Source organism: Blastococcus sp. SYSU DS0539, from assembly GCF_054050855.1.
Map to the genome: position 1 here is coordinate 16,752 of NZ_JBJHAF010000012.1, position 23,484 is coordinate 40,235.

Consider the following 23,484-nt stretch of genomic DNA (forward strand, 5'->3'; position numbering starts at 1 on the left):
CGATGACCACCACCGAACGACCGCTGCGCCAGGTCATCCGGGACCGGGCCCGGATGCCCTCCCCGCGGATCCCGGTCCGCCGATGGCCGGCCCCCGCGTGGCTGGACGGGCCGATGACCAGCTGCCACCTGGTGCTGGGCGCCGCCGGGCTGCTCCTGCTCATCGGCCTGGTGATGGTCTTCTCCGCCTCGTCCATCGAGGCGGCGCTGGCCGACGAGCCGGCGTGGGCGCCGGGCGTGAAGCAGCTGGTGCTGGCCTGCATCGGGCTGGGCGCGATGGTGGTCGCCATGCGGCTCCCGGTGGGCCTGGTGCGCCGCTGGGCGCCGATCGCGCTGCTGGTGGTCGTCGCCCTGCTGCTCCTCGTGCTCGTCCCCGGCATCGGCCAGGAGCGCAACGGCGCCCGGCAGTGGATCTCCCTGGGCGTCACCGACTTCCAGCCGTCGGAGCTCGGCAAGCTCGTCTTCGCGCTGTGGGGGGCGCACGTCCTCGCCCTGCGCGAGCGCTACCTGACGACGAAGTCGCTGCTCGTGCCGGTGCTGCCGGTGTTCGGCGTCCTGTCGCTGCTACTCATCGCCGAGCCCGACTTCGGTGGCGTGGTGAGCCTGGGGCTGGTGCTGGTGGGCCTGCTCTGGGCCGGCGGCATGCCGCTGCGCTGGTTCGGTGCCTTCGCCGGGGTGGCCGCCCTCGCGGTCGTGGGCATGGTGATGGCGGCGCCGTACCGGATGGAGCGGATCACCGCGTTCCTCGACCCGTTCGCCGACCCGACCGACACCGGCTTCCAGGCGATCCGGGGCATGTACGCGCTGGCCACGGGCGGCCTGTGGGGCGTGGGCCTGGGCAACAGCGCGATGAAGTGGAACATCCTCCCGGAGGCCGAGTCCGACTACATCTTCGCGATCATCGGCGAGGAGCTGGGCTTCCTCGGCTGCCTGGTCGTCGTCACGCTCTACGGGGTGCTCGCCTACGCCGGCTTCCGCATCGCCCGGCGTTCGGTCGACCGCTTCGTCCAGCTCGCCTGCGTCGCCATCACGGTGTGGCTCATCGGTCAGGCGACCATGAACATGGGATACGTGGTGGGACTGCTGCCGGTGACCGGGGTGACGCTCCCGCTGATCTCGGCGGGTGGCACCTCCCTGATCCTCACCCTCTTCATCGTCGGGCTGCTGGTCCGGTTCGCCCGCTCCGAGCCGGCGGCGGTCGAGCACCTGCGCACGGCCGAGCGCGGCCGGCTGGCCCGGCTGCTCATGCCGGCGCCGACCACGGCCGTCGACCAGGTGCGCCCCCGCCGGACCACCGCGGGCGGCGTTCCCGAGCGGCCCCTGGTGGGCAGCGGCCGCACCCTGCTGCACGCCCGCGGTGCTCCGCCCCGCCGCTCCCCGGCGCGCACCGAGGCCCCGCCGCGGGCCGCCGGCGCCGGGCGGCCTCGGCCCGCGTCCCGCGGGGACGCGCCGGTGCGCACCGCGTCCGGCACCCCGGCGCCGCGGCAGCGTCCCGTGGCCCCGCGCGGGCGCCCCGGGGGTGACCGGTGAGCGCCGTGCGATCGGTGGTCCTCGCCGGGGGCGGCACCGGCGGGCACATCGAGCCGATGCTCGCCCTCGCCGACGCCCTCCGGCGGCGCGACGGCGACCTGCGCATCACCTGCCTGGGCACCGGACGCGGCATGGAGACCCGGCTGGTCCCCGCCCGCGGTTACGACCTGCGGCTCATCCCGCCGGTCCCGCTGCCCCGCACGCCCACGCCGGAGCTGCTGCGCGTGCCCGGCCGGGTCCGCCGGTCGGTCGCCGAGACGCGCGCGCTGCTCGACGAGCTGGCTGCCGACGTGCTGGTCGGCTTCGGCGGTTACGTGGCGCTGCCTGCCTACCTCGCCGCCCGCCGCGCCGGGGTGCCGGTGGTGGTGCACGAGCAGAACGCCCTGCCGGGGCTGGCCAACCGCGTCGGCGCCCGGCTGGCCGCCCGCGTCGCCGTCACCGTGCCGGGCACGCCCCTGCACCGCGGCGAGCACGTCGGGATGCCGCTGCGCCGGGAGATCTCCTCGCTCGACCGGGTGGCACGACGGGCCGAGGCCCGGGCCGAGTTCGGCCTGGACCCCGATCGGCCGACCCTGCTGGTCTTCGGCGGGTCGCAGGGGGCGGCATCGCTCAACCGCGCCGCCGTGGCCGCGGCCGACGCGCTCACCGACGCGGGGGTGCAGGTGCTGCACGCCCGGGGCCCGAAGAACACCCACGTGGTGGTGCCCGAACGCCCGTCGGGGCGGCCGCCGTACGTCGTCGTCGACTACCTCGAGCGGATGGACCTCGCCTACGCCGCGGCGGACCTCGCCCTCTGCCGCTCCGGCGCGGTCACCGTCGCCGAGCTCTCCGCCGTGGGCCTGCCCGCGGCGTTCGTGCCGCTGCCGATCGGCAACGGCGAGCAGCGGCGCAACGCGCTGCCGGTGATCGAGGCCGGCGGCGGGCTGCTGGTCGAGGACGACGACCTGGGCCCGGACTGGATCACCGGCACCCTCGTCCCGCTGCTCACCCACCCGGCCGCGCTGGCCGGGCTGGCGGAGCACGCCGCCGCGGCCGGGGTCCCCGACGCCGACGAGCGGCTGGCCGACATCGTCTGCGAGGTGGCAGGAACGTGAGCGCCGACGACGTGGCGGCCTGGACCGGCCCCGTCCCGACCCTGCCCGAGCTGGGCGCGGTGCACTTCATCGGGATCGGTGGCGCCGGCATGAGCGGGATCGCCCGGATCCTGCTCGCCCGGGGCGTCCGCGTCTCGGGCACCGACCGGCGGGACAGCCCGACGCTGCTGGCGCTGCGCGCCCTCGGCGCCCGGGTGGAGCTCGGCCACGACGGCGGGCACGTGGGCGACGCCGACACCGTGGTCGTCTCGACGGCGATCCGGGCGGACAACCCCGAGCTCGTCGCCGCCCGCGACCGCGGCCTGCGGGTGCTGCCCCGTGCCGTGGCCCTGGCCGCCGTGATGGCGGGGCGTCGCAGCATCGCCGTCGCCGGCACGCACGGCAAGACCTCGACCACCTCGATGCTCACCGTCGCGGTCCAGGCCTGCGGTGTCGACGCCTCGTTCGCCATCGGCGGCAACCTCAACGAGTCCGGGAGCAACGCGCACGCGGGGGAGGGCGACGTCTTCGTCGCCGAGGCCGACGAGAGCGACCGGTCCTTCCTCCTGCTGGCGCCCTTCGCCGGGATCGTCACCAACGTCGAGGCCGACCACCTGGACAACTACGGCGACCTCGCGGCGGTGGAGGCCGCCTTCGACCGGTTCCTGCAGACCGTGCACCCCGACGGCTTCGTGGTGCTCTGCGCCGACGACCCGGGCGCGGCCCGGCTGCGCACGGTCCCGGCACCGGCCCGCGTGCGCACCTACGGCACCGCCGGCGACGCCGACCTCCGGCTGGTCGACCTGGTCGTCGGCCGGGAGCACACCAGCTACACCGCGCTGCTGGACGGCGCCGAGCTGGGCCGGGTCGAGATCCAGCTGCCGGGGGAGCACATGGCGCGCAACAGCGCCGCGGCGCTGCTGGCCGGGCTGGAGCTGGGGCTGCCCGCGGCCGGTCTGATCGACGGGCTCGGACGGTTCGGCGGCGTGCACCGGCGCTTCGAGCTCAAGGGCGTCGTCGCCGGCGTGCGGGTCTACGACGACTACGCCCACCACCCGACCGAGGTCGAGGCCCAGCTGCGGGCCGCGCGCGCGGTCGCGGGGGAGGGGCGCCTCGTCGTCGCCTTCCAGCCCCACCTCTACAGCCGCACCCGGGAGTTCGCCGTGGGCTTCGGCGCGGCGCTCGGCCTGGCCGACGAGGTCGTGGTCATGGACGTCTACGGCGCGCGGGAGGACCCGGTGCCCGGCGTCACGGGCGCGATGGTGGCCGATGCGGTGCCGCTGCCGGCCGAGCAGGTGCTCTTCGAGCCGTCGTGGTCGGCGGCCGGTCCGGCCCTGGCCGCCCGGGCCCGGCCCGGCGACCTGGTCATGACCATGGGTGCCGGCGACGTGTCCATGGTGGGGCCGGAGGTGCTCGACGCCCTGCGCGCCGCGGAGGGGCCGGCCGGGAAGGACGACCCGCCGGACGCCGGCCGGTGAACCGGACCGGCAGCACCACCCGCGACCGCACGCGGGGCGGGCGCCGGCCGGCCGCTCGTCGCGGTGCCCGCGTCGCCCCGCTGCCCGACCGGCGTCCGCGCCGGCGCCGGTCCCGGCAGCGGCGGGCGATGCAGCTCGCCGCGGCGCTGACCGTGACGGCCGTGGTGTGCTGGTTGCTCTGGCTGAGCCCCGTGCTGGCGGTCCGCACCGTGCAGGTGGACGGGACGGCGACGCTCTCCGCCGAGCAGGTGCAGGAGGCGGCGCAGGTGCCCGAGGGCGTGCCGCTGCTGCGCGTCGACCTGGGCGCGGTCGAGGACCGGGTCGCCCGGCTCCCGCAGATCCGCGACGTGCAGGCCACGCGCGGCTGGCCGGACCGGGTCGTGGTGACCGTGGCCGAGCGGGTTCCGGTCGCGGTGGTCGGTCAGCCCGGCCGGCGGTCGCTGGTCGACGCCGGCGGGGTCCTGTTCGACACCGTCACCGGCGACCCGCCTCCCGGCGTGGTCCCCCTGGTGGTGGCCGACCCGGAGCCGGGGGATCCCGAGCTCCGCGCCGGGATCGCGGCGATCCGCGCCCTGCCCGCCGACCTGCGCGACGAGGTGGCCGAGGTCGACGTCCCCGGCGTCGAGGACATCGGCCTGACCATGGCCGACGGCACGGTCGTGGTGTGGGGCGACGCCGCGGAGTCCGACACCAAGGCGCAGGTCCTCGTCGCGCTCCTGGACCGGATCGCCGCCGAGGAGCTCGAGCCGGCCGCCGAGATCGACGTCAGCACCCCCGACGCCGTCGTCCTGCGCTAGTCGCCGGGCCCCGTCGCGCCGGGCGGGGCCGGCTCGTGGCAGACGGTCGCCACGCGCCTGCGCACCGGGGGGGGCCAGCAGGTCGGCCGACACGCCGACCGGTGCGACACGCCCGACACGCGGATTCCTCGCGGATGTTTCTCGTCTCGGCCGGCGCCCGCCCCTGCATCACGGGATGAGACATTTGCGAGGCGAGTCGTCACAGCTAGTGGTGTGCTTGTGACCAAAGCGTCGCCAGTGGTTGGTGCGATCCGGGTCCATCGACACGCCGACCCGGAGGAGGTGCTTGTAGCGCCTCTCCGCCCCCACCTAACTTCATCCACGTCGACCTGGTTGACATAACTGTAAGGCTGAACTTGAGGATGAGGGTCCAGTTGGGGAGCGCCGCATGACACCTCCGCACAACTATCTAGCGGTCATCAAGGTCGTCGGCATCGGCGGCGGCGGGGTGAACGCGGTCAACCGCATGATTGAAGTCGGCCTCAAGGGGGTCGAGTTCATCGCGATCAACACCGACGCCCAGGCGCTGCTGATGAGCGACGCCGACGTCAAGCTCGACGTCGGCCGCGAGCTCACGCGCGGGCTCGGGGCCGGTGCGCAGCCCGACGTCGGCCGGCAGGCCGCCGAGGACCACCGCGAGGAGATCGAGGAGGTGCTCAAGGGCGCCGACATGGTCTTCGTGACCGCCGGCGAGGGCGGTGGCACCGGCACCGGCGGTGCCCCCGTCGTGGCCTCGATCGCCCGCAAGCTGGGCGCGCTCACCATCGGCGTGGTCACCCGCCCGTTCTCCTTCGAGGGGAAGCGGCGGGCCGTGCAGGCCGAGTCGGGGATCGAGGAGCTGCGCAACGAGTGCGACACGCTCATCGTCATCCCGAACGACCGGTTGCTGCAGCTGGGCGACCGGAACGTGAGCGTCATGGACGCCTTCCGCACCGCCGACCAGGTGCTGCTCTCCGGTGTCCAGGGCATCACCGACCTGATCACGACCCCGGGTCTGATCAACCTGGACTTCGCCGACGTCAAGTCGGTCATGTCCGGGGCGGGCTCGGCGCTCATGGGCATCGGCAGCGCGCGCGGGGACAACCGGGCGCTGCTGGCTGCGGAACAGGCCATCGCCAGCCCGCTGCTCGAGGCCTCGATGGAAGGCGCCCACGGCGTGCTGCTGTCGATCTCGGGTGGGTCGGACCTCGGCCTGTTCGAGATCAACGAGGCCGCCTCGCTGGTCTCCGACGCCGCGCACGCCGACGCGAACATCATCTTCGGTGCGGTGATCGACGACGCCCTCGGTGACGAGGTGCGGGTGACGGTCATCGCCGCCGGGTTCGACGGCGGCCGGCCCAGCTCTCGCAAGGAGGCGTCGGCCGGAACGTCGGGCGCGCCCTCCGGGGGGCTGTCCACCGGGGGCGCCTCGCCGTTCGCGTCGCACCGCCGCCCGGTCGCCGCCCCGCCGGTCGCCGCCGCTCCGCCGGCCCCCGCTCCGGCCCCCGCTCCGGCCCCCGCGCAGGCCACCCCGCCGGTGACGGGGGAGCGGCTCGCCCAGCCGGTGCCGGGATCCGCGGCCGGCCGTCCGGGCACGGGTGGCGGGCTCACCGTCCCCCCGCTGCCGCCCATCCCGGGCCCCGTCGCCACCAACGGTCGTCGGCCGCTGTCGAACGAGGACTTCGAGGAGGAGCTGGACATCCCGGAGTTCCTCAAGGGGTGACGGGACTCCCGGCGACCTCCCTCCGCTCGCCGCGCACGCTCGGGGCGGGGGCTCGGAGGAGGTCGTAGGGTTGGTCCCGATGAGCACGAACACGGCCGCCTCGCCGGCGGTGCGACCCCGCCGGGTCGTCACCGACCGGCGGGGCGGCCGTTCGCGTCCCCCCTACGACTCGTTCAACCTCGGCACGCACGTCGGCGACGACCCCGCCGACGTCGCTGCCAACCGGGCCCGCGTCGCGCGAGAGCTCGGGGTGGCCGAGGACCGGCTGGTCTGGATGGACCAGGTGCACGGCACAGGCGTGGCGGTCGTCGACGGCCCGCGGCAGGAGCCGGTGGCCGCCACGGACGGTCTGGTCACCGCCACCCCGGGTCTGGTGCTGGCGGTCCTGGCCGCCGACTGCGTCCCGGTCCTGCTGGCCGATTCCGAGACCGGCGTCGTCGCCGCCGTGCACGCCGGGCGCGAGGGCCTGCGCCAGGGCGTGCTCCCGGCCGCGCTGTCGGCGATGGCGAGCCTGGGCGCCCGCGCGCGCCACGTGTCCGCCCTGCTCGGCCCCGCCGTGTGCGGCGCCTGCTACGAGGTGCCCGAGGCGATGCAGGCCGACGTGGCCCGGGTGGCGCCCGCCGCGGCCGTGCGCACCCGCATCGGCACGCCGGGGCTGGACCTGCGGGCCGGTATCGAGGAGGTCCTCCGCCGGGCGGGGATCCCCGAGGTGGTCCAGGACCCGCGCTGCACCGTGGAGGACCCGGCGCTCTTCTCGCACCGCCGCGACGGCGTCACCGGCCGCCAGGCGGGCCTGGTCTGGCTCGACTGAGCCCGGCTCCCCTCGCCTCGACCGTCCGCGCTCCCCGTCGGGGAGGATCGGGGGTATGGACCAGCTCGCCGAGAACCTGAGGGCCGTGCGCGCCCGGATCGACGCGGCGGCCCGGGCCGCCGGACGGGACCCGGCCGACGTCGCGCTCCTCGCGGTCAGCAAGACCTGGCCCGCCGACGACGTGCGGGCGCTGGCCGGGCTCGGGCAGCGCGACTTCGGCGAGAACCGCGTGCAGGAGCTGCTGGGCAAGGACGGTGAGCTCGCCGGAACGGACCTGCGGTGGCACTTCGTCGGCCAGCTGCAGCGCAACAAGGCCGCCGCGGTGGCCCGGACCGGCGCGGTGGTCCACTCCGTCGACCGGCCGTCCCTGGCCGCCACGCTGGACCGGGCCGGCCAGGAGGCGGGGCGCCCGGTCGACGTGCTCCTCCAGGTGGACCTCGGTGGCCCGGCGGGTCGGGCCGCGGCCCGGGGTGGGGCGCAGCCCGCCGACGTCCCGGCCCTCGCCGACGCCGTCGCCGCGGCACCCGGCCTCCGGCTCCGGGGGCTCATGGCCGTCGCTCCCCGCGAGGAGCGCCCGGCCCCCGCGTTCGCGCGCCTGGCCGCCCTCGCCGAGCGGCTCCGGGCCGACCACCCGGACGCCGTCGAGATCTCCGCCGGCATGAGCGGCGACCTCGAGGACGCGATCGCGGCCGGCGCCACGGTCGTGCGTGTCGGAACCGCGTTGTTCGGCGCGCGGCCCCTACCCTGCGGAGAGTTCGAGGAACACCAGCCACGCGAGTCGCAGAGGTAACACGAGCCGCAGGCTCACCGGACGTCCGGGACCGATGTGGCGACGACCGTGCAGACGCGACGCTGAGGACACCGGCAGAGGGGGAGGTCCGATGGCTGGAGCCATGCGGAGGATGGGGATCTACCTGGGGCTCGTCGAGGACGACGACACCCGTGGCTACGGCCGGTACGACGCCCGCGGATCCGACGAGCTGGAGCACGACCGTCGCTACGGCCGGTACGGCGAGGACCGCTACGGTGACGAGTTCGCCGACCGCCCCTACGCCGACGACGACTACGCCGGCGGGTACGCCGACGACGAGCCGGCGGTCGCCGAGGTGCCCGCCGCCCGCGACCCCGAGCCGCTGTCGGTGCGCCGGGTCCAGGCCCGTCCGCTCGGCCTCGCGCCGACCGGTGCGAGCGCGTCGGGTGCCGGGTCGGGCTCCGTCGGCGCCCGGCTGGGTGGAATGACCAGCGGCCCCGTCGCTGCCGCGGGGCTCGCCGTCCGCGAGCCGGTGGTGGCCCCCGAGCCCGAGCCCGAGCCCGAGGCGGCACCCGCTCCCGTGTCCAAGAGCTACCGGATCACGACGCTGCACCCGCGCACCTACAACGAGGCGCGCACCATCGGTGAGCGGTTCCGCGACGGCATGCCGGTCATCATGAACCTCACGGAGATGGACGACGCCGACGCCAAGCGACTCGTCGACTTCGCCGCGGGACTGAGCTTCGGGCTGCGCGGTAGTATCGAGCGCGTCACGGCGAAGGTGTTCCTGCTCAGCCCGCAGGACGTCGCCGTCACCCCTGAGGACAAGGCGAAGATCCGCGAGGGCGGGTTCTCCGACAAGTCCTGAGCGGCAGAGTGGAGTCGGCACCGGCGGGTGCCCTGAACGAGCGGGGCCCGTGTCTCTTTTCTGGCAGATCCTCTCATCGGTGCTGCTCGTCTTCCTCGTCCTGCTCTTCGCACGGTTCGTCGTCGACTGGGTGATGGTGCTGGCCCGCAACTGGCGCCCCACGGGCCTGGTCGCGGCCGGCCTCGAGGTCGTCTACTCCACCACCGATCCGCCGCTCAAGGCGGTGCGCAAGGTCATCCCGCCGTTGAACCTGGGGTCCATCCGACTGGACCTCGGGTTTATGGTGCTGCTGATCGCCGTGGTGGTCCTCCGGAACGTCACGCTCGCACTCGCATGACCGCTGAATCCCCCGGGACCAGAGCCGCGGGACGGCCGCATTCCGCTGCCCGTCCCCGCACGCCCCTGTTCTCGCCGTCCGACCTGAGGTGACCTGCGATGCCACTCACGCCTGCCGACGTGCACAACGTCGTCTTCAAGAAGCCGCCCATCGGCAAGCGGGGCTACGACGAGGACGAGGTCGACGCCTTCCTCGATGTCGTCGAGGCCGAGCTGGCCCGCCTGATCGAGGAGAACAACGAGCTCCGCGCCACCGCGAGCCGCGCGGGTGCGCGGGTCGAGGAGCGGCCCGAACCGCCCGCCCCGGCGCCGGCCCCGGCCGCGCCGGTCGTGGCGGCCCCGCCGCCGGTCCAGCCGCCGCGGGAGGACGACAGCGCGCGCGCCTCGCGGATGCTGGCCCTGGCCACCGAGACCGCTGACCGCTACGTCAACGAGGCCAAGACGCAGGCCGAGCAGATGCTCAGCGGCGCCAAGACCAACAGCGACCGGCTCATGAGCGAGGCGCGGGCCAAGAGCGAGCAGATGGTCACCGAGGCCAAGCACCGCGCGGACTCGATGATCGGCGACGCCCGCACCCGCGCCGAGACCATGGAGCGGGAGGCCCGGACCAAGGCCGCCGCCCTGGACCAGGACGCCGAGCGGCGGCACGTCGAGGCCATGGGCAGCCTCGAGGAGAAGCGCAGCAGCCTGGAGCGGAAGATCGAGGAGCTGCGGACCTTCGAGCGCGAGTACCGCACCCGGCTGCGCTCCTACCTTGAGTCGCACCTGCGCGACCTGGACAGCCGGGGCTCGGCCGAGCCCGCCACCGCTGCCCGGCAGAACCAGCACGCCTCCGCCTGACGGCAGCCGCGGGAGCATCGCAGCGAGGAACGAGCAGGGCCCCCGGACTCCGGTCCGGGGGCCCTGCTCGTCGTCGGGCGGTCCCGTCCCGGTGGTGTCGCCCGGCGGGCGGCGTGTCGGGCGGGCGCCCTAGAGTCCAGGCGTGATCGTGATCGCCGGACTGCTCGTGCTCCTGGGCTTCGGGCTCTTCGTGGGCGGGCTGCTGACCGGCATCACCGCGCTGTACTGGGGCTGCGTCGCCGCCTGCGCCGTCGCCGCGGGTGTGCTGGTCGCGGCCCGCCGGGCGATGGCGGCCCGTTCGGCCCCGGCCACGACGGCCCCCGAGCGACCCGCCGACTCCGGAGGTGTTCCAGCGGTGCTCCCGGCGGCCGCCGGCCCGGACCTGGCCACCGGCGCCACGGGCGCCCGGCCCGTCGTCGAACCCCCCGTCGTCGAACCCCCCGTGGTCGAGCCTCCCGCCGCGGAGCCTCCCGCCGCCCGGGCGACGGCGGAGCCGCCGCGGGAGCCGGAGCCGGTGACCGCACCCGTCGCGGCGTCCCCGCCGGCCGGCGCGACCGCCGCCTCGGTCGCGGCCGCGGAGCTCCCCGACCCCCCGGTCGAGGAGGTCGAGGTCACCGATCTGCTGATCATCGTCGACCTCACCGACGAGGTGCTCGTCGTCGACGAGCGCCCCCGCTACCACGTGCCCGGGTGCGTGCACCTCGAGGGGCACGACGCGATCCCGCTGCCGCTGGACGAGGCGCGCACCGACGGGTTCACCCCGTGCGCGGTGTGCCGCCCCGACCGCACGCTCGCCGACCGCGCGCGGGCCCGCCGGACCGGATAGATCCGTCATCCCGGGTCCGGGAGGGCGCCGTCCTCAGCCGGCCTTGGTCACCCAGAACCGGGAGCCGTCCGGCCCCTCGACGCCCTCGCCGGATCCCGCGGTGCCGGCGTGCACGGCGCTGGCCAGCACCTCGCCGGCCAGCTGCCCGGCGTGCTCGGTCAGGGCCTGCGCCATGGCGCCGTCGGCGGTCCAGGACAGCTCGATGCGGTCGCTGACCTCCAGGCCGCCGGCCTTGCGCGCCTCCTGCACGAGCCGGACCACCTCGCGGACCAGGCCGGCCCGCTCCAGCTCGGGGGTGAGCGTGAGGTCCAGCGCCACGGTCAGGCCGCCGGCGCTGGCCACGGTCCAGCCCTCGCGCGGAGTCTCGGTGACCACCAGGTCGCCGTCCTCCATCGCCACCCGGGAGCCGTCGACGTCCACGCCGGCCGTGCCGGCGCGGTAGGCCGCGACGAGGGTCGGCGCGTCGGCCGCGGCGACGGCCTTCGCCACCGCCTGCACCTGCTTGCCCAGCCGGCGGCCGACCGCGCGGAAGTCCACCTTGACGCTGACGTTGACCAGGTCACCGCCCACCGCGGAGAGCTCCAGCAGCTCGGCGACGTTCAGCTCGTCGGCCACCTCGGCGACCAGGTCGCGGGGGAGCGCCGACCAGCCCGGCGCGGCGACGACGGCGCGCGCCAGCGGTTGCCGGGTGCGCATCTTCGCCGAGGTGCGGGCCGACCGGCCCAGCTCCACGAGCCGGCGCACCAGGGCCATCTGCTCCACGAGCCGGTCGTCCAGCGCCGCCTCGTCGACCTGCGGCCAGGAGGCCAGGTGCACCGAGTCGACGGCCGGGTCCCCGTTCCCGCCGGCCAGGCCGGGGACGACGGCGCGCGCCCACACCTCGTCGGTGACGAACGGCGTGAACGGCGCCATGAGCCGGGTCAGGCCGTCGATCACCTCGTGCAGGGTGCCCAGCGCCGAGGGGTCGCCGTCCCAGAACCGCCGCCGGGAGCGGCGCACGTACCAGTTGGACAGGTCGTCGACGAACTGGGCGATGAGCCGGCCGGCGCCCTGGGTGTCGAACTCCTCCAGCGCGGCGGTGACGTCCCGGGTGACCGCGGCCAGCTCGGCCAGCGCCCAGCGGTCCAGCAGCGGCCGCTCGGCCCGCGCGGGAGCGGGGGAGGTCGCGGGGTCCCAGCCGTTGGTCTCCGCGTACAGGGTGAAGAAGCTCGCGGTGTTCCAGTAGGTCAGCAGCACCTTGCGCACGACCTCGGAGAGCGTCTCGTGCCCGACCCGGCGGGCCGACCACGGCGATCCGCCGGCGAGCATGAACCAGCGGACGGCGTCGGCGCCGTGCCGGTCCATCAGCGGGATCGGCTCGAGGATGTTGCCCAGGTGCTTGCTCATCTTCCGGCCGTCCTCGGCCAGGATGTGCCCCAGGCAGAGCACGTTCTCGTAGGAGCTCTGCTCGAACACCAGCGTGCCGACGGCCATCAGCGTGTAGAACCAGCCGCGGGTCTGGTCGATCGCCTCGGCGATGAACTGCGCCGGGTAGGCCGCCTGGAACTGCTCCTGGTTGCGGTGCGGCGCGCCCCACTGCGCGAAGGGCATGGAGCCGGAGTCGTACCAGGCGTCGATGACCTGCCGGACCCGCCGGTAGGTGCCCTCCTCGCCGGCCACCGTGAACGTGACGTCGTCGATGAACGGGCGGTGCGGGTCGAGGTCGGAGAGGTCACGGCCGGTGAGCTCGGACAGCTCGGCCAGCGAGCCGACGGCGATCATCCGGCTCGGGTCCGCGTCGTTGCGCCAGATCGGCAGGGGCGTGCCCCAGTACCGGTCCCGGGACAGCGCCCAGTCGACGTTGTTGTTCAGCCAGTCGCCGTAGCGGCCGGTCTTGATGCTCTCCGGGTACCAGTTGGTCTTCTCGTTCTCGGCGAGCAGCTGACCCTTGATCGCGCTGGTCCGGATGTACCAGGACGGCTGCGCGTAGTACATCAGCGGCGTGTGGCACCGCCAGCAGTGCGGATAGCTGTGCTCGTACCGGATCTCCCGGAACAGCACGCCGCGGGACGTCAGGTCCTCGACCAGCGCGGGGTCGGCGGCCTTGAAGAAGTGCCCGCCCACCAGCGGGATCTCGGCCAGGAAGTGCCCGGTCGCGTCGATCGGGTTCACCACCGGCAGCCCGTAGCCGCGGCAGACGGCGAGGTCGTCGGCGCCGAAGGCGGGGGACTGGTGGACCAGCCCGGTGCCGTCGTCGGTGGTGACGTACTCGGCGAGCACCACGAAGTGCGCGTCCTCGCCCGCCGGGAAGTCGACCAGCTCGAACGGTCGCCGGTAGTGGGTGCGCTCCCAGTCGCGGCCGGGAGCGCGGCCGAGCACCTCGGCGTCCTCCCCGAGGACGGCGGCCAGCAGCGGCTCGGCGACGACGACCGGCACGTCGTCCGTGCCGGCCGCCCGGGCGACGACGTAGGAGACGTCGGGGTGCACGGCGACGGCGGTGTTGCTCGGCAGCGTCCACGGCGTCGTCGTCCAGACCAGCAGGTCGGCCCGGCCGGCCCACTCGCCGTCGGTGACCGGCAGCCGCACGTAGACCGAGGGGTCGGTGATCGTCTCGTACCCCTGGGCGACCTCGTGGTCGGAGAGCCCGGTGCCGCAGCGCGGGCAGTAGGGCGCCACCCGGTGGTCCTCGACCAGCAGGCCCTTCTCGAAGACCTGCTTGAGCGACCACCAGACGCTCTCGATGTAGCTGGGGTCCATCGTCCAGTAGGCGGTGGACATGTCCACCCAGTAGCCCATCCGGCGGGTGAGCTCGGTGAACGCGTCGACGTGGCGCTCCACCGACGCCCGGCAGCGGGCGTTGAACTCGGCGATGCCGAAGCGCTCGATGTCCGGCTTCCCGGCGAAGCCGAGCTCCTGCTCGACGGCGATCTCCACGGGCAGGCCGTGGCAGTCCCAGCCCGCGCGCCGGGGCACCGAGAAGCCCTGCATGGTCTTGAACCGGGGGAAGACGTCCTTGAACGCCCGCGCCTCGATGTGGTGGGTGCCGGGCCGGCCGTTGGCGGTCGGCGGCCCCTCGTAGAAGTTCCACTGCGGCCGGCCGGCCGACTCGGTCAGCGAGCGGTCGAAGACCTTGTCCGACTCCCAGCGCTCGAGGATCCGGTGCTCCAGGGCGGGCAGGTCGACCTGCGGGGGCAGCGCGGCGAAGGGGCCGGTGGGAGCACTCACGCCCCCCATTCTCCCCGAACCGGCAAACCGGTTCTCCGGGTGGCACCGGCCGGCCACCGACCCGCCCGGTGCCCGTGGCGGGAAGGGGCCGGGGGAGCGGTGCGGAAGACTGTCCCCATGAGGGGGACCGGGTGAACACCACGGTGACCCTCGCCCTCGCGATCGGTGCGGCCGTCGTGCTGGTGGCGGCGGTGGCGCTGCGCCTGGCCGACAAGCTCGGGCTGCCCAGCCTGCTGCTGTACCTGGCCCTGGGCGTGATGCTGGGGGAGAGCGGCCTCGGCGTGCAGTTCGACGACGCCGAGCTCACCCAGACCCTCGGCGTCGCCGCGCTGGTGGTCATCCTGGCCGAGGGCGGACTGACGACCCGGTGGGCCGACGTGCGCCGGGCGATCGGCCCCGGGTTGACCCTGGCCACCGTGGGCGTCGCGGTCAGCGTGGCGGTCACGGCCGGGATCACGGTGTGGCTGCTGGACGAGTCGTGGGGCTTCGCCCTGCTGCTGGCCGCGGTCATCGGCTCGACCGACGCCGCGGCGGTGTTCGCGGCGCTGCGCCGGCTGCCGCTCCCTCGTCGGCTGGCCGCCGCGCTGGAGGCGGAGAGCGGTCTGAACGACGCCCCGGCGATCCTCCTGGTGACCACGCTGGCCGCCGTGCTGACCGACGCGCAGGCCCACGCCTGGTGGCTGGTCGTCCTGCAGATGGTCGGGCAGCTCCTGGGCGGCGCGGTCGTCGGCGTCGCGACCGGGGTCCTGGGGGCGCAGCTGCTGCGGCGCGCGGCGCTCCCGCTGGCCGGCTTCTACCCGATCGCGATGCTCTCGCTCTGCGTGCTCGCCTACGCGACGGCGACGCTGGCGTGGACCTCGGGCATCGTCGCGGTGTACCTGTGCGGCGTCGTGCTCGGCAACGTCACGCTGCCGCACCGCACCGCGAGCATCGGGTTCGCCGAGGGGATGGCGTCCCTGGCGCAGATCGGGCTGTTCGTGCTGCTGGGCCTGCTGGTCTCGCCGCCCCGGCTGATCGACGCCCTCGTCCCGGCCCTCGTCGTCGGCGGGGCGCTCCTGCTGGTGGCCCGGCCCCTCTCCGTCGTCCTCTCGCTGGTGTGGTTCCGGTGGCCGTGGTCCCAGCAGGCGTTCGTGTCGTGGGCCGGCTTGCGCGGGGCCGTGCCGATCGTCCTCGCCACCTTCCCCGTCACGGCGGGTGTGCCGGGGGCGGGGCGGATCTTCGACACCGTCTTCGTGCTGGTCGTCGTCTTCACCCTGGTGCAGGGCTGGTCCCTGCCGTGGGTCGCCCGGCGGCTGCGGATCGCCGGGCCGGCCGCACCGCGCGAGATCCAGGTCGAGGCGGCGCCGCTGGAGGAACTCGACGCCGAGCTGATGCAGATGACCGTGCCCGACGGGTCCCGGCTGCACGGCGTCTACCTGCCGGAGCTGCGGCTGCCCGAGGACGCGGCGGTGGTCCTCATCGTGCGCCACGGCCGCGCCTTCGTGCCCGACGACAACACCCGCCTGATGCGCCGGGACCAGGCGCTGCTGGTGTCGGCGCGGCGCTCCCGGCCGGAGGCGGAGCGCCGGCTGCGGGCGGTCAGCCGGGCCGGGCGGCTGGCCACGTGGCGCGGCGAGACCGGCCGCCCGGACGAGACCGACTGACGGTCGGCGCGGCGCCACCGCGCATGGCATCGTGGGCACCGGTGGCCACCGTCGTCCACCGGTTCGGAGCGCCCATGCGGTTCCTCTTCCGGCCACCCGCCGCCGACGCGTCGGGCCTGCTCAGCCTGCCCTGGAACGAGCCGCTAGAGGAGTGGGACGACGAGCTGCTGCTCGACGTGCCCCAGCGCGGCATCTCCCGGCACGTCGTCCGGTTCGTCGCCCTCGACGGCCACGTCTTCGCCCTGAAGGAGATCTCCGAGCGCCTGGCCCGGCACGAGTACGCGCTGCTGGCCCAGTTCGAGGCGGAGGGGCTCCCCGCCGTCTCGGTGCTCGGCATCTGCGTCGACCGCCCGGCGGGCCAGCAGGCCATCCTGGTGACCCGCTACCTCGAGTACTCGATGTCCTACCGCTGGCTGTTCTCCCGGCCCCAGGGGCGGCACTCGGCCGAGCAGTTGCTCGACACGATGGTGGTGCTGCTGGTCCGGCTGCACCTGGCCGGCGTGTTCTGGGGCGACTGCTCGCTGTCCAACACCCTGTTCCGGCTGGACGCCGGGACGTTCTCGGCCTACCTCGTCGACGCCGAGACGGTCGACCGGCACCCGAGCCTGTCCCCGGGCCAGCGCTCCTACGACGTCGACCTCGCCCGGGAACGGGTCGGCGCGGAGCTGCTGGACCTCCGCTTCGGCGGGCTGCTCCCGGACGGGATCGACCCGATCGAGGTGGCCGAGGGGCTGCCGCGGCGGTACGAGAAGCTCTGGGAGGAGGTCACCCGGGAGGAGGTGTTCCGCACCGACGAGCAGCGCTACCGGGTCGCCGAGCGGCTCAAGCGGCTCAACGACCTGGGCTTCGACGTCGGCGAGGTGGAGCTGCTGACCACCGACGAGGGCACCCGCCTGCGCGTGGAGACCCGCGTCTCCGAGCCCGGGCAGAACCGGCGGGAGCTGTTCCGGCTCACCGGCCTGGAGGTGCAGGAACGCCAGGCGCAGCGGCTGCTCAACGACGTGCGCGCGTTCCGCGCCTACCTGGAGCAGAAGTCGGGGCGGCCGGTGCCGGAGACGATCGCCGGGCACCGCTGGCTGGCCGAGGTCTACCAGCCCGTCGTCGACGCGATCCCGCGGCACCTCGTCGGCCGGCTGGCGCCGGCCGAGATCTTCCACGAGGTGCTCGAGCACCGGTGGTTCCTGTCCGAGCGTGCCGGCCGCGACGTCGGGACGACGGAGGCGGCCCGGTCCTACGTCGAGACCGTGCTGCCGCGCACGCCCCCCGAGGTCACGACGCCGTCGGTGATCGCCGAGCGGCGGCCCGACGCCCGGGCGGGGGGCGCGCCCGCGCCAGGCACGTCCCGGACCGGGCTCGATCCGGGCCGCGGTGCCGGTTCGAATTGACACCCTTTGTGACCTGCACCACGCTCCGAAGATCACGGTGACCTACCGTCGCCGTCGCGCCAACGGAGGCGATGCACAGTGCCCTACGCGGCTGGCAAGACAGAGCCCGGGACGCGGGCCACCACGATCCGACCGGCCGCGCGGAGGCAGCCGGGCAGACCCGTCGCAGCGGCCGCGGCCCTGCTGGTCACCGCCGGGACCCTCGCGGCCTGCGGGGGCGGGGGCGGGGGTGCCCGCAGCCTCACCTGGTACATCAACCCGGACGCCGGCGGGCAGGCGGAGATCGCCGCCCGGTGCACCGAGGAGGCCGGCGGCCGCTACACGATCGAGACGGCGCTGCTGCCCCGCGACGCCGCGTCGCAGCGCGAGCAGCTGATCCGACGCCTGGCGGCCAACGACGCCTCGATCGACCTGATGAGCCTGGACCCGCCGTTCATCCCGGAGTTCGCGCAAGCCGGCTTCCTGGCCCCGGTGCCCGACGACGTCGCCGGCCGGGTGACCGAGGACGTCGTCGAGAGCGCCGTGGAGGGCTCGACCTGGGACGGCGAGCTCGTCGCCGTCCCGTTCTGGGCCAACACCCAGGTGCTCTGGTACCGGCAGTCGGTGGCCGAGGCCGCCGGGCTGGACATGTCGCAGCCGGTGACCTGGGAGCAGATCGTCGCGGCGGCCGAGGAGACCGGCACGCTCGTCGGCGCCCAGGGTGCCCGTGCCGAGTCGCTCACCGTCTGGTTCAACGCCCTGATCGAGTCCGCCGGCGGCTCGATCATCACCGAGGCCTCGCCCGAGGACCCGGCCCAGATCGAGCTCGGGCTCACCTCCGAGGCCGGGCAGCGGGCCACCGAGGTGATGAAGATGGTCGCCGAGTCCGAGGCGGCCGGGCCGGCGTTCTCCACCTCCAACGAGGACTCCAGCGCCACCGGGTTGGAGAGCGAGATCGGCGGGTTCAACGTCAACTACCCGTTCGTCTACCCCCGCGCGCTGGACGCCGTCGAGGCCGGGACCATGGACCCGTCGGTCCCGGAGGACTACGCCGCGGCGATCTACCCGCGGGTCGACGAGGACACGCCGGCCGCGCCGCCCTACGGCGGGATCAACCTCGGGGTCGGGGCCTTCAGCGAGAGCCCCGAGCTGGCCTACGAGGCCGCCGAGTGCATCGTCTCGGACGAGAACCAGGCCTACTACTTCGTGACCAACGGCAACCCGGCGTCGGCCACCTCGGTGTACGACAACCCGGAGGTGCTGGAGGCCTTCCCGATGGCCCCGGTCATCCGGGAGTCCCTGGAGCTGGCAGCACCCCGGCCGCAGACGCCCTACTACAACGAGATCTCGGTCGGCATCCAGCGCAGCTACCACCCGCCGTCGGGCGTCGAGCCCGGGGAGACGGGGGAGAACGCCACCGAGCTGATCAAGGCGGTTCTGGCGAAGGAGGACCTGCTGTGACGACGACGACGCTCCCGCCGGGCAAGAAGACCGAACCGGTCTCGTCGCCCGACCGGGGCATCACCGACCGGGCGCGCAGCGAGCGGAGGCTCGGCTGGCTGCTGGCCGGTCCGGCGTTCGCGGTGATGCTCCTGGTCACCGCCTACCCGATCCTGCAGGCCACCTACGAGTCGCTGTTCGACTACCGGCTCACCGACCCGGAGAACCGCTCGTTCACCGGGCTGACCAACTACTGGGTCATCCTCACCGACTCGCTGTGGTGGCAGTCGATCGGCGTCACCGCGTTCATCACGGTGGTCACCGTCGCGGTGGAGCTCGTCCTCGGCTTCGCGCTCGCGCTCGTGATGATCAAGGCGCTCCGGGCGCTGCGCCCGGTGCTCCGCGCGGCGATCCTCATCCCCTACGCCGTCATCACCGTGGTGTCGGCGTTCGCCTGGCAGTTCGCCTTCGACATCAACTCGGGGTTCGTGAACTCCTGGTTCGCCTGGCTGCCCGGCGTCTCCGAGAACACCGACTGGTTCGGTGACCGGTGGACGGCCCTGCTGGTCATCTGCCTCGCCGAGATCTGGAAGACCACGCCGTTCATCTCGCTGCTCCTGCTGGCCGGCCTGGCCCAGGTGCCCGAGGTGCTGCAGGAGGCGGCCAAGGTCGACGGCGCCACCCGCTGGCAGCGGATGTGGAAGGTGACCATCCCCAACATGAAGGCGGCCATCATGGTCGCCCTGCTGTTCCGCACCCTGGACGCCTTCCGGGTGTTCGACACCATCTTCATCATGACCAACGGGGCCAACGGCACCGAGTCGGTGTCGTTCCTGGCCTACCGGCAGACCATCGCGCGGCTGGAGATCGGCCTCGGCTCGGCGGTCTCGGTCCTGCTGTTCCTCTGCGTGGTCGCGATCGCCTTCTCCTTCATCAAGCTGTTCAAGGTCGACCTGTCCCAGACTCGGGGGGATTAGCCATGTCCACGCGGAAGAAGGTCCTCTGGGGCGTCGGCAGCGCGCTGATCGTCTTCTACTGCCTGTTCCCGATCGCCTGGATCGTCGCGGTTTCGTTCAAGGCGCCCAGCGACCTGGCCACCGGGAACTTCCTGCCCACCGAGCTCACCTGGCAGAACTACGAGCTGATCCTCGCCGGCGGCGCCAGCGACCTGTTCCTGCCGGCGCTGCGCAACTCCTTCGGCATCTGCCTGATCGCCACGGCCATCTCCTGCCTGCTGGCGATGTTCGCCGCCTACGCGATCGCCCGGCTGGACTTCCCCGGCAAGAAGCTGATCCTCTCCACGGCGCTGGCCGTGGCGATCTTCCCGGTGATCTCCATCGTCACGCCGCTGTTCAACCTGTGGCGCAACATCGGCCTGTACGACACCTGGCCGGGCCTGATCATCCCGTACCTGTCGCTCACGCTGCCGATCTCCATCTGGACCATGTCGGCGTTCTTCCGGGAGATCCCCTGGGAGATGGAGCAGGCGGCCCAGGTCGACGGTGCGACCACCTGGCAGGCGTTCCGCAAGGTGATCGTGCCGCTCGCCGCCCCCGGCGTGTTCACCACGGCGATCATCGCGTTCTTCATCGCCTGGAACGACTTCATCTACGGCATCTCGCTGACCTCCACCGAGGCGGCCCGCCCGGTGCCCGCGGCGCTGGGTCTGTTCACCGGTGCCTCGCAGTTCGAGGAGCCCACGGGCGCCATCTCGGCGGCCGCGGTCATCGTGACGATCCCCGTCGTCGTCCTCGTCCTGCTGTTCCAGCGGCGCATCGTCGCCGGGCTCACCAACGGCGCGGTCAAGGGCTGACCGCCATGACCCCGACCTGCCCCACCTCATCGACCTCCCGAGGGGACGAACACTGATGGCCTCCATCGAGATGAAGAACATCGTCAAGAAGTACGGCGACGGGTTCCCGGCGGTCAACGACGTCAGCCTGGACATCGCCGACGGGGAGTTCATGATCCTCGTCGGGCCCTCCGGCTGCGGGAAGTCCACGCTGCTGCGGATGATCGTCGGGCTGGAGGACATCACCAGCGGCGACATGATCATCGGCGGCAAGCGGGTCAACGACCTGGCCCCCCGCGACCGGAACCTGTCGATGGTCTTCCAGAACTACGCGCTCTACCCGCACATGACGGTCTACGAGAACATCGCCTTCCCGCTGCGGCTGTCCAAGACCCCGGACGACGAGGTGCGCCGCCGGGTCGACGAGGCCTCCGACGTGCTCGAGCTCAAGGAGCACCTGGAGCGCAAGCCGGCCAACCTCTCCGGTGGCCAGCGCCAGCGCGTCGCGATGGGGCGCGCGATCGTGCGGCAGGCCGAGGCGTTCCTCTTCGACGAGCCGCTGTCCAACCTGGACGCCAAGCTTCGCGGCCAGATGCGCACCGAGATCTCGCGGCTGCAGCGCCGGCTGGGCATCACCACCGTCTACGTCACCCACGACCAGACCGAGGCCATGACCCTCGGCGACCGGGTCTGCGTCCTGCGGAAGGGCAAGATCCAGCAGGTCGCCTCGCCGCGCGAGCTCTACGAGCAGCCGGTCAACCTGTTCGTCGCCGGGTTCATCGGCTCGCCGCCGATGAACTTCCTGCCGGCCACCCCCGAGGGCAACCGGCTGAAGACGCCCTTCGGGGACATCGAGCTCGACGACCAGCGGGCGAAGGCCGTCGCCGGGCACGACCTGCTGCTGGTCGGCATCCGGCCGGAGTACTTCGAGGACGCCTCGCTGGTCGACGAGGCCAAGCGGCCGCTCGGCTCGACGTTCCGGGCACGGGTGGACGTCACCGAGTGGCTGGGGGACTCCCAGTACGCCTACATCCCCTACGAGGCCCCGGACTCGATCAAGGCCCAGCTGCGCGACCTGTCCAAGGAACTGGACTCCGAGGAGCTGCGCACCCAGGCGATCGTGTCGATCGACGCGACCAGCCGCATCCGCGAGGGCCGGGAGGCCGAGTTCTGGCTCGACAGCCGGAAGGTGCACGTGTTCGACCCGGAGTCGGGGGACAACCTCACCCGCGACGCGGAGGCCGGTGCCGAGCTGACCCGGCTGGCCACCCAGGACCGGATGGAGCAGGTGGAGGACTCGCAGTCCCGCTCGCAGGCCGACCACGGCCAGGTGCGGACGGGCGGGGCGACGGCCGTCGGGTCGTAGCGGGCAGCGGGTGGCGGGAGGTCGCGCGGCTATCGTTCTCGGCGGTGGCCGCGCGGCCACGCCGCGATCCCGCCCAGCCGAGGAGCCTCTCTGTCCGAGCACGCCGACCCGGCGGACGACGCCTCCGGGGGTTCCTCTGCCGTCGCGCCGCCCGGCCGCTCCCGCACCCGGCTGCTGCTGTCCCTCGCCGCCGTCGTCCTGGCGCTCGACCTGGTCACCAAGCTGGTCGTCGTGGCCACCATCGAGCCGGGGGAGGACATCCGCACCCTCGGCGGGGCGCTCTACCTGACCCAGCTGCGCAACACCGGGGCGGCGTTCTCCTTCGCCGAGGGCTTCACCGTGCTGTTCACCCTGGTGGCCGTGGTGGTGTCCGTGGTGATCGTGCGCACCGCCCGCCGGCTGCGGTCGACGGGCTGGGCAGTCGCCCTGGGCCTGGTGCTCGGGGGCGCGCTGGGCAACCTGATCGACCGGATCTTCCGCGACCCAGGCTTCCTGCGCGGCGGCGTCGTCGACTTCCTCTCGGTGTTCGGCCCCGACGGCAGCGTGTTCCCGGTGTTCAACGTCGCCGACTCGGCCATCGTCTGCGGCGGCATCCTGGGGGTGCTGCTGGCGCTGCGCGGCATCGAGTTCGACGGCAGCCGCGGCGGCGCGGACGGGCAGCCCGACACCGTGTGAGGTCCGGCTCCGCCGTCCCGTCCGGCCCGACCCGCACAATGGAGCCCGTGACCAGCGCTCCCGGCCTCCACCGGGCCCTCCCGGTGCCCGACGGGCTGGAGGGCCAGCGGGTCGACCAGGCCCTGTCCCGGCTGTTCGGCCTCTCCCGTTCCGCCGCCGCCGAGGTGGCCGACGCCGGCCACGTCGTCGTCGACGGCCGCGTCCGCGGCAAGGGGGACCGACTGACCGGCGGCAGCTGGCTCGAGGTCGAGCTGCCGCCCCCGCCGGGGGAGCCCGCCCCGCCCCGGCCGGTCGAGGGCATGACGATCCTGCACGACGACGACGATCTGGTCGTGATCGACAAGCCGGTCGGCGTCGCGGCGCACCCCAGCCCGGGCTGGGACGGGCCCACGGTGATCGGCGGCCTCGCGGCGGCCGGCTACCGCATCTCGACGTCCGGGGCGGCCGAACGGCAGGGCGTGGTGCACCGGCTGGACGCCGCCACCACCGGCGTCATGGTCGTCGCGAAGAGCGAGCGGGCCTACACCGCGCTCAAGGCCGCGTTCAAGGAGCGCACGGTCGAGAAGGGCTACCACGCCCTCGTCCAGGGCCACCCCGATCCCTCGCGCGGCACCATCGACGCGCCGATCGACCGGCACCCGCGGCACGACTGGAAGTTCGCTGTCGTGAGCGGGGGCCGCCCGTCGGTCACCCACTACGAGGTGACGGAGGCCTTCGCCGCCGCCAGCCTCGTCGACATCCGGCTGGAGACCGGCCGCACGCACCAGATCCGGGTGCACTTCTCCGCGCTGCGCCACCCCTGCGTCGGCGACCCGACCTACGGCGCCGACCCCACCCTCGCGGCGCGGCTCGGCGTCTCCCGCCAGTGGCTGCACGCGGTGCGGCTGGGCTTCCCGCACCCGGCCGACGGGCGGTGGGTCGAGGTCACCAGCGAGTACCCGCCCGACCTCGCCGGCGCGCTGGCCGTCCTGCGCGCCGAGGCCTGACCC

Annotated in this window: 20 protein-coding genes; 19 read left to right on the plus strand and 1 reads right to left on the minus strand. The window is 73.8% G+C overall.

The window, feature by feature from the left end; all coding sequences use genetic code 11:
- The first annotated feature begins 2 nt into the window (after positions 1 to 2).
- The 11 genes from ftsW to ACI790_RS14980 all read left to right on the plus strand — a co-directional run bounded on the left by ftsW (position 3) and on the right by ACI790_RS14980 (position 11,011).
- Entirely contained in the window at positions 3 to 1,529 is a 1,527-nt protein-coding gene (gene ftsW / locus ACI790_RS14930; protein WP_456570568.1) for a putative lipid II flippase FtsW, read from the plus strand.
- Positions 1,526 to 2,623: an undecaprenyldiphospho-muramoylpentapeptide beta-N-acetylglucosaminyltransferase gene (gene murG / locus ACI790_RS14935; protein WP_456570569.1), complete on the plus strand. Its 1,098-nt coding sequence runs from the start codon at positions 1,526 to 1,528 to the stop codon at positions 2,621 to 2,623. The genes ftsW and murG overlap by 4 nt, the downstream gene beginning before the upstream one ends.
- Entirely contained in the window at positions 2,620 to 4,080 is a 1,461-nt protein-coding gene (murC, locus tag ACI790_RS14940) for a UDP-N-acetylmuramate--L-alanine ligase (protein WP_456570570.1), read from the plus strand. Before murG ends, murC begins: the two co-directional genes overlap by 4 nt.
- The gene (locus ACI790_RS14945) at positions 4,077 to 4,877 is read left to right on the plus strand and encodes a cell division protein FtsQ/DivIB (RefSeq protein ID WP_456570571.1); all 801 of its coding nucleotides are present in this window, start codon (positions 4,077 to 4,079) and stop codon (positions 4,875 to 4,877) included. Before murC ends, ACI790_RS14945 begins: the two co-directional genes overlap by 4 nt.
- Positions 4,878 to 5,265: 388 nt before the next feature.
- Positions 5,266 to 6,579 carry a cell division protein FtsZ gene (gene ftsZ, locus ACI790_RS14950; RefSeq protein ID WP_456570572.1) on the plus strand — a complete coding sequence of 438 codons (1,314 nt, stop codon included), beginning with the start codon at positions 5,266 to 5,268 and terminating at the stop codon, positions 6,577 to 6,579.
- A gap of 79 nt (positions 6,580 to 6,658) precedes the next feature.
- Complete coding sequence (pgeF, locus tag ACI790_RS14955; protein WP_456570573.1) at positions 6,659 to 7,390, plus strand: peptidoglycan editing factor PgeF; 732 nt, start codon at positions 6,659 to 6,661, stop codon at positions 7,388 to 7,390.
- A gap of 55 nt (positions 7,391 to 7,445) precedes the next feature.
- Positions 7,446 to 8,180, plus strand: coding sequence for a YggS family pyridoxal phosphate-dependent enzyme (locus ACI790_RS14960; protein WP_456570574.1), 735 nt, complete (start codon positions 7,446 to 7,448; stop codon positions 8,178 to 8,180).
- Between the two features lie 91 nt (positions 8,181 to 8,271).
- Entirely contained in the window at positions 8,272 to 9,009 is a 738-nt protein-coding gene (locus tag ACI790_RS14965) for a cell division protein SepF (RefSeq protein ID WP_456570575.1), read from the plus strand.
- Positions 9,010 to 9,058: 49 nt separating this feature from the next.
- A complete protein-coding gene (locus ACI790_RS14970; RefSeq protein WP_456570576.1) occupies positions 9,059 to 9,346 on the plus strand; it encodes a YggT family protein in 288 nt (95 codons plus the stop codon).
- A 98-nt stretch (positions 9,347 to 9,444) separates the two neighbouring features.
- The gene (gene wag31 / locus ACI790_RS14975) at positions 9,445 to 10,185 is read left to right on the plus strand and encodes a DivIVA-like cell division protein Wag31 (protein ID WP_456570577.1); all 741 of its coding nucleotides are present in this window, start codon (positions 9,445 to 9,447) and stop codon (positions 10,183 to 10,185) included.
- Positions 10,186 to 10,327: 142 nt separating this feature from the next.
- Complete coding sequence (locus tag ACI790_RS14980) at positions 10,328 to 11,011, plus strand: hypothetical protein (RefSeq protein WP_456570578.1); 684 nt, start codon at positions 10,328 to 10,330, stop codon at positions 11,009 to 11,011.
- A 33-nt stretch (positions 11,012 to 11,044) separates the two neighbouring features.
- Here the strand turns inward: ACI790_RS14980 and ileS are convergent, their stop codons facing one another.
- On the minus strand, positions 11,045 to 14,224 hold the full coding sequence (gene ileS, locus ACI790_RS14985) for an isoleucine--tRNA ligase (RefSeq protein WP_456570579.1): 3,180 nt from the start codon (positions 14,222 to 14,224) through the stop codon (positions 11,045 to 11,047).
- A 122-nt stretch (positions 14,225 to 14,346) separates the two neighbouring features.
- Here ileS and ACI790_RS14990 point away from each other — a divergent pair, with 122 nt between their 5' ends.
- From ACI790_RS14990 to ACI790_RS15025, 8 genes are all read left to right on the plus strand, one after another.
- Positions 14,347 to 15,858 (plus strand): potassium/proton antiporter, encoded by a 1,512-nt coding sequence (locus ACI790_RS14990; RefSeq protein WP_456570580.1) that lies wholly within the window; start codon positions 14,347 to 14,349, stop codon positions 15,856 to 15,858.
- A 41-nt stretch (positions 15,859 to 15,899) separates the two neighbouring features.
- Positions 15,900 to 17,243, plus strand: coding sequence for a DUF4032 domain-containing protein (locus tag ACI790_RS14995; RefSeq protein WP_456570581.1), 1,344 nt, complete (start codon positions 15,900 to 15,902; stop codon positions 17,241 to 17,243).
- A gap of 78 nt (positions 17,244 to 17,321) precedes the next feature.
- A complete protein-coding gene (locus tag ACI790_RS15000) occupies positions 17,322 to 18,683 on the plus strand; it encodes an extracellular solute-binding protein (protein ID WP_456570582.1) in 1,362 nt (453 codons plus the stop codon).
- On the plus strand, positions 18,680 to 19,639 hold the full coding sequence (locus ACI790_RS15005) for a carbohydrate ABC transporter permease (RefSeq protein ID WP_456570583.1): 960 nt from the start codon (positions 18,680 to 18,682) through the stop codon (positions 19,637 to 19,639). The genes ACI790_RS15000 and ACI790_RS15005 overlap by 4 nt, the downstream gene beginning before the upstream one ends.
- Before the next feature lie 2 nt (positions 19,640 to 19,641).
- On the plus strand, positions 19,642 to 20,475 hold the full coding sequence (locus tag ACI790_RS15010; protein ID WP_456570584.1) for a carbohydrate ABC transporter permease: 834 nt from the start codon (positions 19,642 to 19,644) through the stop codon (positions 20,473 to 20,475).
- A gap of 55 nt (positions 20,476 to 20,530) precedes the next feature.
- Positions 20,531 to 21,820, plus strand: coding sequence for an ABC transporter ATP-binding protein (locus tag ACI790_RS15015; protein WP_456570585.1), 1,290 nt, complete (start codon positions 20,531 to 20,533; stop codon positions 21,818 to 21,820).
- A gap of 231 nt (positions 21,821 to 22,051) precedes the next feature.
- Positions 22,052 to 22,495, plus strand: a complete 444-nt coding sequence (lspA, locus tag ACI790_RS15020) for a signal peptidase II (RefSeq protein ID WP_456570586.1) — start codon at positions 22,052 to 22,054, stop codon at positions 22,493 to 22,495.
- 38 nt (positions 22,496 to 22,533) lie between these two features.
- A complete protein-coding gene (locus ACI790_RS15025) occupies positions 22,534 to 23,481 on the plus strand; it encodes an RluA family pseudouridine synthase (RefSeq protein WP_456570587.1) in 948 nt (315 codons plus the stop codon).
- Positions 23,482 to 23,484: the final 3 nt, after the last annotated feature.